We start from the raw sequence: 1079 nt of genomic DNA, 5'->3' as shown, positions 1-1079 counted from the left end.
GTTGAGATAGTTGATGAGTATACATCCCCACCTTGAGTCCAGTTCCACTGGAAACCTAAGGTGAAATTCTTGTAGGAAATGCTGTTTCTCATGTTGGCAACCCAATCTGGGTTTGGATCTCCGATGATACCATCGTTAGGATCTTGAACAAAGTTACCATCCGCACCGATAATATAATTTCCACTGGCATCCGTAGCAATCTTACTTCCAAAGAGAGCACCTAAGGGCTCGCCTTCGATGGCTGCGTTACCCAAGTTGGAGAAACCTGAGTAAACAACTTGGTCTGTATCCAATCCTAAATCGGTTACCGTTGTCTCATAGGCGGTAAAGTTGAAATTGGTAGTCCAATCAAAAGCACCTTCCTCGTTACCTCGGAACCAGTTTACACCTAAATCAATTTCAACACCTTCTGACTCAATCTCACCAATGTTGGTGGCAGTTACTGTAAAACCAGTAGCAGGATCAAGAGGTCTATCCAAGATCAAATCGTTGGTTTTTCTCTGATATAGGGAAGCATCCAAGGTAATTCTGTTGTTCCACCATCTGGATTCGATACCTATTTCAATCTCTTCAAGCGTTTCTGGTTGAAGATTAGGGTTACCTAAACGGGTACCTGTAGTATTGGTTACAATGTTCTGACCACTTCCATCCTGAACATCTTGAGTATCCAATACCAAAACATCAACAACTGGATAAGCCGAAGTCAAAACATCAAAGTTTGCAGAAACCCCGATACCACCACGAATCTTCAAGTAGTTCAATACATTTTCAGATTTCAAACCATCGATTGCGGCCGTTGGGATAAAGGACAAACTTGCAGAAGGATAGAACTGTGAACGGTTCTCCTTGGAGAAGTTGGATACCCAGTCGTTCCTACCGGCAAGAGTTAGATAAAGGAAGTTATCGTAATCAAAATCCGCTTGGGCGTAAACCCCTGCAATGTTCAATTCGTTGAAAGTCTGGATTTCGTTTTGGTTCAAGAAGTTGAAGTGTCTCAACACTCCAAATACCTGCTGACCGTCACTGGCTACACCATTTTGGTCAAATACAGTTCTTCTTGTAGTGGCACCAACGTTGAA

General features: G+C 42.7%; 1 protein-coding gene. It reads right to left on the bottom strand.

Features of this window, described 5'->3' with window-relative positions; translation table 11 throughout:
• A partial coding sequence (locus BUC10_RS17650; RefSeq protein ID WP_116465792.1) for a TonB-dependent receptor domain-containing protein occupies nt 1-1079 on the bottom strand: 1079 nt, incomplete at both ends.

This window comes from Flagellimonas flava (genome assembly GCF_900129665.1).
Taxonomy (GTDB): domain Bacteria; phylum Bacteroidota; class Bacteroidia; order Flavobacteriales; family Flavobacteriaceae; genus Flagellimonas; species Flagellimonas flava.
Note: the sequence above shows the minus strand (reverse complement) of the source record. Positions and strands in the feature narration are given on the sequence as shown.